The sequence below is a fragment of the Bacillus cereus group sp. MYBK139-1 genome, assembly GCF_051916915.1.
GTDB classification, from domain to species: domain Bacteria; phylum Bacillota; class Bacilli; order Bacillales; family Bacillaceae_G; genus Bacillus_A; species Bacillus_A pacificus.
Genome location: NZ_JBQAHO010000001.1, coordinates 370,470 through 383,508, shown reverse-complemented (window position 1 = coordinate 383,508; position 13,039 = coordinate 370,470). Strand labels below are relative to the sequence as shown.

The following is a 13,039-nucleotide window of genomic DNA, read 5'->3' as shown; positions in this document are numbered from 1 at the left end:
CCAACTAATTTTTATAATTTTCTAACGTTTAACTTAAAATAAGTTAAACGTTAGAGAGATGAGGAGCATTCTTGCATATTCAACAATCCAGTGAATAATTAGATAACACTCATACATGAAGCTTTAAATAAAGTTAAATGCAGCTCTATAAGGCTATGTTGGTATATGTTCTTTTTTAGCTTGATGGGGAGAAACCCCGATCTACTTTCACCTAAGTAAAAAAGCACCCTATAAACAGGGCGCTTTTCTCCAACCTAATGACTAATAGTAGAAGTTGGATATAATGTTGTTCCTCCAATTGAAACCTTTATTTCATTTGTTAATGGAACATTTTGTTCATTAATAATTGTTCTCCACCATTCCCATGCAAGACCTGTACATTCTCTTGCTACAATTTTTATATTTTTTGAATTTGGCGGAAGAGGGATTACCGTAGAGTAATGAGCTGTTTTGTCTTTTCCACTACCTTCCCATATTTTATGTGTTAGTACTTCTTTCCCATTTTGATCAAATGTAAATTCATCCCAAGATACATCAAATTGAGCAACGTAAGCACCGTAATGATCAAGTGTCATTTTAGCACTTGAATACTCTGTCGTTGTCGTCTCGATATAATCTGTATTGTTATGAACAGCAGCAGTTGCATTATCTTTTAAGAAAGTGCTTGTATAAGAAATTGGGTATGCTGGATTTTTAAAACTTAATTCAGCATTATCTTTAATAATATTTCGAATTTCATTGAAATCTTTTGTAACAACCTTGTTATGCTCTTTCGCATCTCCGCCTAATACGACAGCAGTAAAGGTACTTTCTTCAAAAATATCTTTGTACTGTCCACTCGTTTCGACACTGTTATTCTTAAGTAAAGCTTTAAAAGCAGCTTGTACATCTTTACTCTTAGATGTTGTTTCTAATTTTACATAAACCGTTCTGCCATAAGCTACATTTGAGACCATAACAGGTGGAGCTGAATTACTTACTCCTTTACGAGTTAGCTCATCAAAAGTAACACTATTATCAAATAGATCGGATGGATTGTTAGGTAGTTCAGCACTTACGGTATAGAATATTTGCTTATATGCCGCCACCATCACTTTTTTCTCTCCATTTGCAACTGCATTAAAATCAATGTTCAGACTGTTATCAAGATATTTCGCATTAACATTAAGAGCACTTGCGATTTGCGATTTACTATAAACCATAGATTCTGTATACTGCATTCTTGCAGGTAACGTATGTGTTGTGGAATACTTTTCATTCCAAGTAGATACTAAATCATCTACTGCTCCAGCTACATTACCATATGTCGGATTTTGGACAGTGATGGTATTTTCTTTTCTCATACCAGGTAAGTCTATACTAATATTCAAAGGCTTTCTCTTAGCCACTAATAAACTCGGTTGATTGTCTGCAAAAGCTTTATTGGCAAGTTGTACAGCTCCTGGATACGTGCGATTTACTACAGAATCAATAATCGAAATATCGACTGGTGACGTTGTAAGTGATTTTTTCTCACGTTCCACTACTACAAATTTACCATTTGAATTGATACTTTCTTTCGGAACAAAACTCTCTACTTTATCACCATTTACAGCTAAAACCTCTTGATTATTATATGTAAGGTTTGCTATACCAGTATCAATGCTACTAGCATTTTTAGCTATATCAGTTGCACGACCGGCTTGTGTTTCTGCGAAAGAAATAGATGAATAATTAAGAGTGGATAGACTAACTAATAAACATGCAAGGAACTTTCTTCTTTTGGTATTTTTCTTAACATTCAGAAAAATCACCCCGTTCTTTTTTAGTAAGATATAATAATAATGATTGATACATGATAGCTAACGAATAAACTTACATAAACGCTTTTAAAAGTTCTTGAACTAACGGAATTACTCCACCTAAAAATTTTAAAACTGCCATTGCGATTTCCATATTACTTCCTCCTCTTTGCTGTATTAAAATGTGTTGTATATTTATGCTTTCATTATAATAAGCTTTTACATTTGCATCAATTCATTTTTATATGCAATATTTCATATTAGGGAAAAAGCAACTTTTTCTGTCAGGGTGATGATGCTACTACTCTTCTTGAACATATTTCAATCCCTCTAAAAATATCAGAATTTTCTATTTTTAAAAGGTTATGTACAAAACAACCTCGAATAATTGTAATACATATACATAAGGAGGTTGATCTATTTTGTTTCGTTCTTTTACAAATGGTTGCGTCGCCTTAGTGCAACGTTTCTTGCCAGAGCCGTTTATTTTATCATGTTTATTAACTGTTTTTGTTATTTTCTTCGGCATGTTTGCAACGCACCAAACACCTGTGGAAATGATTAATCACTGGGGGAATGGAATTTGGGGGCTTCTCGCCTTTTCTATGCAAATGGCACTTGTACTCGTGACAGGATCTGCTTTAGCAAACGCTCCTCTCATTAAAAAAGGATTAACGAAAGCTGCAAGACTACCGAAAACGAATGGACAAGGTATTATTGCCATTTCAATCGTAAGTTTACTAGGGGCGTACATAAACTGGGGCTTTGGTATTGTTGTATCTGTTTTATATGCAAAGGAAGTAGCAAGGCAACTTGAAGGATTAGATTATAGGTTAGCCATTGCCTCTTCTTACTCTGGATTTCTCATTTGGCATGCGGGGCTTTCTGCTTCTATTCCTCTTACGTTAGCAACCGGCGGTGAAACGTTAATGAAAACGACAGCAGGAAGTATAAAAGAAGCGATTCCAATAACAGAAACGTTATTCTCACCATACGCTCTCGTGCCAGTTATTATTTTTCTCGTTACGATGCCTCTCATTAATAAAGCGATGCATCCAGATGAAAAACATACGATAACGGTAGATCCTAGCGTATTCCATGAAGAAGCTGCCGCTCAAGAAGTAGGAAACAATACGTTCGCTGAGAAAATGGAAAATAGCATCATTATTACACTTTGCGTTGGATTGTTAGGTCTCATTTATATTTTCAATTACTTTTATACGAAAGGTTTTAACCTTACGCTAGACATCGTTATTTTTATGTTATTAATTGCTGGACTTATTTTCCACCGCACTCCGATTCAATATATTCGTGCTTTTTCAGACTCTACGAAAAGTGCTTCTGGTATTTTGCTTCAGTTTCCATTTTATGCAGGAATTATGGGCATGATGATTGGAGCAAATAGTGAAGGACTTTCACTTGGAGGAGCTATTTCAAATTTCTTTATTAGCATTTCAAACGAAACGACTTTCCCACTCTTTACTTTTTTAAGTGCTGGCATCGTTAATATTTTCGTTCCATCTGGTGGCGGTCAATGGGCTGTGCAAGCGCCCATTATGATTCCAGCTGGTGCTGAACTTGGTGTACCTGCTGCAAAAACAGCAATGGCCATTGCGTGGGGCGATGCTTGGACGAATTTAATTCAACCTTTCTGGGCATTACCGGCATTGGCAATAGCTGGTTTAGGCGCTCGTGATATTATGGGATTTTGCGTCGTGAACTTACTATATGCAGGATTTATCATAAGTCTATGTTTCTTATTTATTTAAACGAAAAGCTAGTTTTATACTAGCTTTTTTATATAATAAATCTCTTATTTCCCACGCAATTTATAATCGTTTCCCACCTATTCTCCGTAAGATGTAATGACTCAAATGCAAAAAAATCTTCGCAAATTTTTCCGATTAGGTGTGGATGTTCCCTCAAAAAATTCCACTGTAACACTTTAGGAAGAAAATATGTTTCATATTCTTTACTTCCCATTATTACCTCATCAACTTCTCTTTCACAAATTCCTCTTATTAAATAATCATTTCTTAATTGTTTTTGAATTTGTTCAAACGTTTCGCTACATTTTTTCAATTGAAGTAAACATGTAATATACGTTCGCAAAAGTTCGTTGTCATCCCCGCAACACTTTATAATACGTTCCATTTCATTCATAGTGTACGAGCCTTTTCTTCTATTTGTAATAACCACTTTTCCCGCTTCTCTCGTTTACTCGTTTTTACAGATTGAAATACTGACCGTTTTATATCGCGAATGCCGCAAAAACGTAAAACACCTCTCTTCATTATAATCCAATCTGCTGATCGATATAGTAATGCGACGTACCATAACGGTGAGTCTAACGTATTAATTACCCATGCCTTCTTACCTTTCAATAAGCCTTTCGGCAGGGCCCCTTCATATTTATAAGCAAATCCAGCTACGAAAATGCGATCAATAAATCCTTTTAAAATAGCAGGCATCCCCCACCACCATATTGGATATATAAAGAGTAGCGTATCCGCTTCTTCCACCAACGTTCTATACCGAGCTGTTTCTTCTTCATTTACTAAATCACGTCTTTTCTTCTCTTCATTAAAGACAAGGACGGGATCAAATTGCTCTTTATATAAATCAAGTACTGTAACCGAATGATTAGTTTCTTGCAATCCTTTTTGCACATGCTCTAAAATCGCCGCGTTAAAGCTTGAAGGACTAGGATGAGCGTATACAATTAGTACATTCACTACAAAACAACTCCCTCTATAAGTTAAATTTTCCCCTTCTTTAACATCTTCTCTACAATTTGTACGTTTTTTGAACTTTGTAACAAGCGATGTAGTACCGTTAGTAACTCTTCCTTTTCTAAACCTTTCAGTTTCTCTTTCACCTTACTCTCACCAGCATCTTGAATATCATAAACAACTGCCGCCATATGCTTGCAAAGATTCTCATACGGACACTCGCAGCTACTTTCTGTAAAATCTTCAAGATCAATAATCACTTCATAGTTTCCTGCATTTCCAGTAACGAAAGCAAATATTTTCTTGTCTTGTATTTCAACATCTTCTACATGTCCATCTTCATAATATTCATAACCTTTATCCATAATGTACTTAGGAATCCACTTCGTTATATCATGTAATAAGTAAGCGTACATCATAGCACCTCTTCCTTTAATTCCCTTTTGACTTCTAGAGCCACTGCATGTTATTCTAATAACTGTCAAATAGCAAGTCTATATGACAAAAACGACTGACACCTATTCGGCGAAGGTGTCTCTTTTCATTTGCAGCCGATATGAATTGCCTCTTTCAGGCACATTCAATTTTTGACACTACACACTCAACACCATTCCCTGTATCAGGCTGCTTAAGCAGTCTTTTACTCTACATACTTCAAAAAAAAGAGAGCTTAGCTCCCTTTTCTCGCCTTATAAAATACCCCTTTTTCAGCATAGAGATATTCATCAGCTAATGTAATTTTCCCATCCAGTTTCAGTTCATCTAATAATCTTGATAAATAAAATTGATGTAACATCTTTTTCGTGAATTTTCCTTCATGATGCGAAACGATATGTTCTTGAATATCTAACAATGATATTGGCTTATCTTGCTCTATCATATATTCATAAACTGTACTACGCAGTTTGACGTATTTTTCGAGTGTCACAGTACTTCGCAACCCCTTTCTTCTTAATATAAATTTTCGTAATCGGTTTTTTTGCAATAAAAAAACCTCTCCGATAAGAAGAAGTTACGTATATATCTTCGTCTTATCTCCCAGAACAAATTTGTTCTGCTGGAATTAGCACCTGCATCGCGGTTGCTGGGTTTCATCGGGCCAGTCCCTCCACCTCTCTGGATAAGAAAATATTCACTTAATTCTTACTATACGTAATTTCATTTTAATTGTCAAACAAATATAACGAATTATATTTTCTTCTTTACTGTTCATACTATACATATATGAGTATGCAAGGAGGATTATGAAATGCATCAAAATGCTCGCGGATATGTACAAGATTCTTTTCAATCGTTACAAGAAGCAAAACATTGTTTAGAAGAAGCACTACAGACTGTTGAAAAAGATTTTAATCGCGCTCGTATTGAGCAATCTCTTTATGCGATCGAACAAGCTATTCAACGCTGCGATTACACCGTTCACATTTTAGAACAAGAGTGAAAAAACTTCCCATCATAAGGTGGGAAGTTTTTTCAAATGGCATACGTCATAATTATTGCCGTTATGATAAAAAAATATACAGAAAAATGCTCCTTACAATATGTAAGAAGCATGAAAGAGGCAAACGAATATGTAAGTCGCGACCCTACCTTATATGAGTATGCCTTTCTATGCCGTGTTATGCTTATCTAATATGCCGTACTTCTTTTTAAATCTTGTAAGAATCGTAATCCAAGACGTACTAAATAGTAGTAAGAACACAACATTCGAAATCGCATGGCTCAAATCGAAATAAAAACTTGCGATATAATACGAAATGGCTGTTTCCCAGGTCGCCTCTCGTATAAAACCGAGAAGCCCCCAGAAATTCATAATCCAGCCAAATAAAAATCCAACAAACAATCCGTATAGCAGTCTTCCCCATAGCTTTTTCATTAAAAATGTATTACGTAATAATCCAGCTATAAAACCAATCATACCCCATGAAAACATTTGCCACGGCGTCCACGGACCTTGTCCTAAAAAAATGTTAGATACGATAGCCGCTGTTGCACCAATCATAAAACCAGTTTCACTTCCGAACACGATTGCAGAAACAATAATGACAAAAGAAGTCGGTTGTACACTTGGTAAAATAGAAAATGGTACACGGCTCACTGCTGCAATTGCTGCTAACACAGCAACGAGAACAATTTCACGTGAAACAAACGCCTTCCTTTCAAAACGGATATAGAAAGGTAACATAATAACAACTAATAAAAACAAACTACTTAACATGTAATAACCGTCCATGATAAGTGTAGTAAAAAGTAATGTGCCTATTATCACTGCAAAAATACATACTATGAATGCAACATATCGTTTGGACACGCTTCGTACACATCCTCCCACGTTAATGCATATGGCAATTCTTTTCGAATAAATCGATTGATAGAGGTTGTATAAAAGAAGTTGCCACTAAAAAATTCTTTCGGTGCATCATTCATAATGACTGCTCCATCAAATAACATCATGCATTGATCCACGTATTTCGCTGCAAACTCAATATCATGCGTTGCCATTACAATTGTTGTCCCTTCTTTTTGCAGTTTCCTAAATAACTCTCCTACTCTTTCTTTCTTCCACGGATCTAGTCCTTTTGTCGGTTCATCCAGTAATAATAAAGTCGGCTTTGACAATAACGTCGTACATAATGCAAGTAATTGTTGCTCTCCCCCGCTACAATCATGCGGATGGCGTTCTTTAAGTGCATATAGCCAAAACTTTTTAAGCTGCTGTTCTGCTATTTCTTTTCCTTGTTCTCCGTATAATTCACGCGCTCGTTCATACACCTCGTCCCACACTGTATCAAATGTAAAATGATAATATGGATGCTGCGATACATACCCGATCCTTTTAAATCGTTCTTTCGAATCAATTTTATGTATCACTTTCCCATTCCACTTTACTTTCCCTCTTCTCGCTTTTTGTAACCCTGCTAAAATCGTTAACAGTGTAGACTTACCTGTCCCATTCTTTCCAACGAGAGCTACCCATTTTCCTTTTTCAATCGATACTGTTAAATCTCGTAAAATGAGCGGACTACTCTTTTCATATTGGAACGAAATATGCTCTGCACTTAAAATGACTTCTTGTTTTTCCCTTTGTACTATTGGCTCATTTACATATGATATCGCTGAAAAATCATTCATTTTCATTTGTGCTTCTCGCACTGTAAATGGTATATCTTTCGCATTCCACTCTAAAAACAATCTTGGAATTTGTGGAATAAATGGACGAAATCCTTCTACTTCCCACATGTTCGCTATAACCCTTTTCGGACTACCATCATACACGATTCGGCCGTTATTCATACAAATAACGCGCGTAGCAAGTGGTATTACCTCATCTAAACGATGTTCACTTAAAACGATCGTAATGCCAAGTTCTTCATTAATACGCTTTAACAACCCTAAAAACTCTTTCGCAGCAATTGGATCTAACTGCGCAGTTGGTTCATCTAATAATAGTAACTTCGGTTGCATAACTAATACCGCAGCTAAATTGACAAGTTGCTTCTGCCCGCCAGATAACGTATGAACAGATTGGTGCAATAAATCTTGGAATCCTAAGAAGCTAATAAGCTCGGCTATTCGTTTTTGAATAATGTGAGATGGTAATCCGATATTTTCTAAAGAAAATGCTAATTCTTGAATGACCGTATCCATTACGAGCTGATTTTCTGGATTTTGAAATACCATGCCAATTTCTTGGGCAGATAACAAGTCCGGTACATTTTCTAATAAAGTACCATCATAATATGTATCCCCAGTACGCTTACCAATTGGAAGTAATTCTTTTTTAAAATGTTTTAATAAAGTCGTCTTCCCGGATCCTGATCCTCCAGCAAGTGCAATAAACTCTCCTTTTTGAACAGAAAGAGAAATATGCTGCAACGCTTTTTCGTGTTCATCAGCATATACAAATGATAAATTGTTTATTTCTGCATGCGCCACCATATCCATTCCCGTCCTTCCATTATAATTGGTAAACTAATAAACATCGTAGATACGACAAACATCATCCCATCGTATTGCTGAAATAGAATCGATTCAACTTTCGGATAAATGATTAACTTCCCTCCGCCATACGTACTACATATAATAGCAGCTATAAATAGAATACTTAAATAACTGAGCGTATACCAATCGCGTCTTTCCATTCTATACCGAATATAAGTCGTACGTTTCGTTACACCAAATCCACGAGCTTGCATAGAATCTGCCGTTTGTAATGCATCTTCTAATGAACAAATTAATAATACTTGCAATAATTGCATACCATTTTTCACGCGTTCCATAATGGAACCTGCATCTACTTGTACACCTTTCGTTTTTTGGGCGAGTGTTATTTTCTGTAATCTTCTCATAAACAAAGGAACAAATCTCACTGTAATCATCGTTAACAATGCTACTTTCGGTGAAATTCTAGAAAACAAATATAAAAATTTATGACTTGAAATAATATCATTGTACGAAGCAAACGTAAACATAATCGCAACTAGTAATAATCCCATTACTAGTCCAAACATAATTGCCTCAAGTTTAATACGACTATCACCTAACCAAAATAACGTAGTTCGACCTCTATGCGTGAATAACGAATTAAATAAAATGACCATAAAAAAGAATATAATTGTGCTTGGTAACATCTTTCTTATCTTTTCGCTATTCCCTTGCATCAAATTGATTATAACGATTAATAGTATTGCTCCAATTAAAAAAAGAGGATGAAGACACATCATACATAGTATCATCACCCCGATATAATAGAAAAAATTCACAAAAGGATGTAAAGAAGAAAAACTTATTTTCATAGTCCTTTACCGAATGCCTTTCTTATTTTAATACAAACACCCACTCGATTGTATCGCCTGGTTTTACTGTAACTACACCTGCACTATGGTTTGGAAACGCACCGTTCACACGATATTTCCATCCACTAGTAGCAGTAACATCTTTTTCATATAAATCATTAATCCCTTTTACGTAAACATCGCCTTTAGATCCACTTGCATCCACATCTAAACCTGTACGCTGCAATACTTTATAAACAGTATCTCCGTCTTGTACATCCATCTTTTTTGCACCTAATAAGTAACCTTCATTACCTTTTACTGAGATAGTGACTTGTTTTGCTTGTGGTTTAGGTGGTTCTGGTTTTATATCTACTTTTGGTGGTACTGGCTTTGGAACAGTCTGAGTCGGTATCGTTTTCTCCTCTTTATTCGGATCAACTTTTTGCTCCTGTTTCGGTGTTTCTTTCGGCTGATTTACAACCTTCGCTTCTTCTTTTACTTCTGGTGCTTTCGGTTGTTGCTCTTGTTGTTTCTCTTCTTGTGCTTTTTGCTGTTCTGGTTGCTTAGCAGCAGTCTGTTCCTGAGGTTTTTCTTCCTTCTTTACTTCCGGTTGTGCCTGCGGCTTTTCTTCTTTCGGTTTCGCTTCTACTTTTTGTTCTTGTTTCTCTTTCTGTTCTTCTTGCTTATTTTGTTCCTGTTCATCTTGTTTTTCCTCCGGTTTTTCTTCCGGTTTCGCTTCATCTTTTTTATCTTCTTGTTTTGCTACTTCTTCTTGCTTTGGTTCTACTTTCTTCTCAGGCTTTACAGCTGCCTCTTCACATCCGGCAAGTAGTCCGAGTGAAAGCAGTAAAGAAATAAACCATTTCATCTTACTCATGTTGTCTCTCACCTTTCATAATAAAATTAGGAGCAAATGATTGCTCCTAATTTTTGTTAAGCTGCTTTACGTCTCCATAATACATATGCAGAAGCAATACATAATACACCCATACCTACTTCTGTCGCTGCACTATGAGAAGATGCTCCTGTTTTTGGTAGTGTGCTACCATTTCCGGATTTTTTATTTTTAACCGGTTCGTTATCAACAACAACTTTTAAATTGTCATCTTTTGTTTCTTGTTGCACTTGTTTTTGTTCTTCTGGTTGTTCAGTAACTTCTTTTTCTACTACAACATTTTCTGAATCTACATTTGGTTTCTTATCGATTTCAATAACAGATTCCGTTGACCAGTCATAAATCGATTTTCCAAGATCTTTAAACTGAAGTAAAGCTAATAATGCTTGCTCTGTTGCCATTCCGCTACCGGTTTGATCGCCTGGTAACCATTTAAATTCACCATTTGGAAGTTGATATGACAATAGATTTTGCACTGCCTTATGAAGACGGTTTTGATCTACATCTTTCACAAGGGATAATCCAATAATAGCTTGCGCAGCACTATTAGAATTCTCTTGTCCATCAGCAGAGAAACCACCATTTTCTAGTTGCTGATTATATAAGTATGCAACAGCCTTTTGCACAGCTGGTTTCACATCTTCTCGCTCTTGATAAGGAGCTAATGCTGATAAAACCATACCTGTTACATCAACGCTACTAGCACTATCTTTACTGCTTGCGCTATCGTAAGTCCAGCCGCCATCTGTATGTTGCGCGTTTAAAAGTGCATCTACTAAAGCAACTCGATTCCATTTTGAATCTACTGGAATTTCATATTTTTTCGTATCAAATGCAAGTAAAGCAAATGTATAACCTGTAACAGAATTCACTTTATCTGATTCGTACAATTTTTGAACTAAATTATGTTCGCCTACCATTTTTGGGTCTGCATTCATTGCATTCATCATAATAATCGTTCTAGCTAAATCTGTCGCTAAAAAACGGTTAATGCGCTTTTCTACTTTTTCAGTTACAGCCTTAACATAATTTAATTTCGCCTCGATTGGAACATTCTTTCCAGAACGAGAAAGACCTAAAGCTACCCAATCGCTTTCAATTCCATCTTGTAACATCTTTTCAGATGTTTTAGAGATTGCGTCATTTACTTGTACTGCTGGAACTTGAATGTTTTCTTGCTTTGGTTGTTCTGGTTTTTCTTGTTTTGGATCATCCGTCTTCGGTTCTTCTGGCTTTTCTTGTTTTGGATCATCCGTTTTTGGTTCTTCTGGCTTTTCTTGTTTTGGATCATCCGTCTTTGGTTCTTCTGGCTTTTCTTGTTTCGGATCATCTGTTTTTGGTTCTTCTGGTTTTTCTTGTTTTGGATCATCTGTCTTTGGCTCTTCTACCGTTTTACAAGTACCAAATTTATCTAATGTTTGTTGTAATGTTTCTTGGCTCATATTGCTCCAGTCTGAAACAAAGCGGAAAACAACAACATCTCCAGATTTTAATTTATAACTATCCGCTCCAACTTCTGCAGATTTATCATTTACATCATACAGCCAGCCACTTGTAGCCCCGGCTATTAGCCCATCAATGCCTTTTACATACGTTCCAAACGACATCGTTTCAGCTTCTACTTTGTCCCCCATGACTTTTTGCAGCAAGCTTAACGCTGTTTCCCCATCTTTAATTTGCTCTTCTTTCGGACATAACATAATACCCTTTTGTGATTCACCAACAATTGCAAGTTTTGCTGTATTTCCTTCAGCAAACGTAATATGTACTGTATTTGCAAAAGAAACAAATACAAGTGTAACTGCCATTATCGACGTAAGCAGCCATTTTTTTAACATTGCCATCCCAAAATTTCCTCCCTTACTACTATTCACACAAAAAAAGGCCCTTCAAGGGCGTGCAATTGACACTCTTTTTTTGTAAGTGTCGAACAAACTGTGCAACACCTCCTACCCGCATCATTCGCGGCTATATTTGTATAGGAAAAATAATTTTGTTCATGAACGTATCATTGTGATAACATTCACTTTTCTAGGCACAACTTACTTCCATTTAAGTTATCGTAAAACGATAAACCTATACATTCTGTAAATTATAAATTTCTGTATTATTTTACTATTGACATAGAATTTTGTCCATGCTTTATCGGATTTATTTTCTAAGAATAGTAACTTACTAACCTTTAACGATGCAAACTTTTTTCACTAATAATGACGCCATCTTCATCCACATACACATAATCATTCGGCTTCCATTCTACTCCTCCAAATTGCAATGAAATATTTCGTTCTCCTTTCCCTTCTTTTACACTTCTATTCGGCATTGTTCCTAACGCTAAAATACCTATATTAACATTCTTTAGTTCACTAGAATCACGAACATATCCATTCACAATAATTCCTGCTAGCTTTCTTTCTTCTGCAATAGCTGCCAAATTATCACCGAGTAACGCACAATTCGTAGATGCGCCGCCATCAACAACTAATACCATTCCTTCTGGTAATGTTTGCAACCCTTCCTTCACTAGTACATTATCATCCTTCACTTTTACAGTTGCAATTTTCCCGTGAAATTGTTCTTTCTTCCCAAAAGACCGAAAAGATTGGCGACATATTTGCAATTCCTTTTCAAACTCATCACATAGATCCGTAGTTTTCCACATCTTTTTCCCTCTTTTCCTTCTACTTTCTATTTAACATATTCTTGGATTCTTTTCGTTTCCCTGTCTAATGTTGCAATAATTTGTATGTGCGGGAAAGGACAGAAAAACTATTGCCTTAAGAAGCCACCTTTATTATAATCTATTTCACAGATAAATTTCAGAATATTTAAAATTAACCAAGTGAAAAAGGA

The 13,039-nt window shown here is 35.9% G+C and carries 13 protein-coding genes and 1 riboswitch; of the genes, 2 read left to right on the top strand and 11 right to left on the bottom strand.

Going from position 1 to position 13,039, the window contains the following annotated elements:
* Positions 1–254: 254 nt before the first annotated feature.
* Positions 255–1,793 (bottom strand): anthrolysin O/cereolysin O family cholesterol-dependent cytolysin Alo, encoded by a 1,539-nt coding sequence (alo, locus tag ACTFRS_RS01985; protein ID WP_242293954.1) that lies wholly within the window; start codon positions 1,791–1,793, stop codon positions 255–257.
* A 410-nt stretch (positions 1,794–2,203) separates the two neighbouring features.
* On the opposite strand from alo, the gene ACTFRS_RS01980 reads away from it, so the two are divergent.
* On the top strand, positions 2,204–3,550 hold the full coding sequence (locus ACTFRS_RS01980; RefSeq protein WP_000490025.1) for a short-chain fatty acid transporter: 1,347 nt from the start codon (positions 2,204–2,206) through the stop codon (positions 3,548–3,550).
* A gap of 28 nt (positions 3,551–3,578) precedes the next feature.
* Here ACTFRS_RS01980 and ACTFRS_RS01975 read toward each other — a convergent pair whose 3' ends face one another.
* The 4 genes from ACTFRS_RS01975 to ACTFRS_RS01960 all read right to left on the bottom strand — a co-directional run bounded on the left by ACTFRS_RS01975 (position 3,579) and on the right by ACTFRS_RS01960 (position 5,441).
* Positions 3,579–3,944, bottom strand: coding sequence for a group-specific protein (locus ACTFRS_RS01975; RefSeq protein ID WP_242293953.1), 366 nt, complete (start codon positions 3,942–3,944; stop codon positions 3,579–3,581).
* Entirely contained in the window at positions 3,941–4,516 is a 576-nt protein-coding gene (locus ACTFRS_RS01970) for an NAD(P)H-dependent oxidoreductase (protein ID WP_242293952.1), read from the bottom strand. Before ACTFRS_RS01970 ends, ACTFRS_RS01975 begins: the two co-directional genes overlap by 4 nt.
* Before the next feature lie 23 nt (positions 4,517–4,539).
* Complete coding sequence (locus ACTFRS_RS01965; protein ID WP_242293951.1) at positions 4,540–4,929, bottom strand: SWIM zinc finger family protein; 390 nt, start codon at positions 4,927–4,929, stop codon at positions 4,540–4,542.
* A gap of 254 nt (positions 4,930–5,183) precedes the next feature.
* A complete protein-coding gene (locus ACTFRS_RS01960; RefSeq protein WP_000171475.1) occupies positions 5,184–5,441 on the bottom strand; it encodes a hypothetical protein in 258 nt (85 codons plus the stop codon).
* Between the two features lie 100 nt (positions 5,442–5,541).
* Positions 5,542–5,640: riboswitch (SAM riboswitch) on the bottom strand.
* Positions 5,641–5,762: 122 nt separating this feature from the next.
* Here ACTFRS_RS01960 and ACTFRS_RS01955 point away from each other — a divergent pair.
* Entirely contained in the window at positions 5,763–5,954 is a 192-nt protein-coding gene (locus tag ACTFRS_RS01955) for a hypothetical protein (RefSeq protein WP_000554030.1), read from the top strand.
* A gap of 168 nt (positions 5,955–6,122) precedes the next feature.
* On the opposite strand, the gene ACTFRS_RS01950 is transcribed toward ACTFRS_RS01955, so the two are convergent.
* From ACTFRS_RS01950 to rraA, 6 genes are all read right to left on the bottom strand, one after another.
* Positions 6,123–6,824 carry an ECF transporter S component gene (locus ACTFRS_RS01950; RefSeq protein WP_139866134.1) on the bottom strand — a complete coding sequence of 234 codons (702 nt, stop codon included), beginning with the start codon at positions 6,822–6,824 and terminating at the stop codon, positions 6,123–6,125.
* The gene (locus tag ACTFRS_RS01945) at positions 6,797–8,458 is read right to left on the bottom strand and encodes an ABC transporter ATP-binding protein (protein WP_000367694.1); all 1,662 of its coding nucleotides are present in this window, start codon (positions 8,456–8,458) and stop codon (positions 6,797–6,799) included. The genes ACTFRS_RS01950 and ACTFRS_RS01945 overlap by 28 nt, the downstream gene beginning before the upstream one ends.
* The gene (locus ACTFRS_RS01940) at positions 8,431–9,309 is read right to left on the bottom strand and encodes an energy-coupling factor transporter transmembrane component T (RefSeq protein WP_242293949.1); all 879 of its coding nucleotides are present in this window, start codon (positions 9,307–9,309) and stop codon (positions 8,431–8,433) included. The genes ACTFRS_RS01945 and ACTFRS_RS01940 overlap by 28 nt, the downstream gene beginning before the upstream one ends.
* A 22-nt stretch (positions 9,310–9,331) precedes the next feature.
* Positions 9,332–10,168, bottom strand: a complete 837-nt coding sequence (locus ACTFRS_RS01935) for a DUF4430 domain-containing protein (RefSeq protein WP_139866137.1) — start codon at positions 10,166–10,168, stop codon at positions 9,332–9,334.
* Between the two features lie 56 nt (positions 10,169–10,224).
* Positions 10,225–12,030 carry a DUF4430 domain-containing protein gene (locus ACTFRS_RS01930; protein ID WP_440024398.1) on the bottom strand — a complete coding sequence of 602 codons (1,806 nt, stop codon included), beginning with the start codon at positions 12,028–12,030 and terminating at the stop codon, positions 10,225–10,227.
* A 338-nt stretch (positions 12,031–12,368) separates the two neighbouring features.
* The gene (rraA, locus tag ACTFRS_RS01925; protein ID WP_242294548.1) at positions 12,369–12,848 is read right to left on the bottom strand and encodes a ribonuclease E activity regulator RraA; all 480 of its coding nucleotides are present in this window, start codon (positions 12,846–12,848) and stop codon (positions 12,369–12,371) included.
* Positions 12,849–13,039: the final 191 nt, after the last annotated feature.